Here is a 366-nt window from a genome sequence, read left to right on the forward strand (position 1 = left end):
CCCGCCGGGTGCTGAGCCAGTCACCTACCTCGGCCGCATCCAGCAGCTTCTCCAGCCCGGTATGCGCAACCGGATGGCGAAGCGTGCCGCGTGAGCTTGCCAGCGGGTTTTCAGTTTTGGGTGTGGTTTGGTGCGCACATTTGCGCCACTGGGCCAGGCGTCGGTGGGCCTGGTCGTAAAGTTCGTCGCTGACGGGGGTTTGGCCCTGTCGGTGGTAGGCGTCATCCCACTGGCTGACCTGCCTGGCCAAGGTGTCGATTTGCGATCGGGGATCATCGGGGCAGCCCTCGGCCCAGGCCCAGCACGGGAGAAAGCCGACCAGAAGAACCATTAACAAGCGCATGGTGAGCGTCCTTGCTCGAAAAG

The 366-nt window shown here is 63.7% G+C and carries 1 protein-coding gene; it reads right to left on the reverse strand.

The features are described 5' to 3' along the window. The coding region (locus AC0L3B_RS38655; protein ID WP_473382910.1) for a hypothetical protein at positions 1-343 on the reverse strand (343 nt) is incomplete at its 3' end. Between the last annotated feature and the right edge of the window lie 23 nt (positions 344-366).

Source organism: Bradyrhizobium sp. Kon56 (assembly GCF_055807635.1).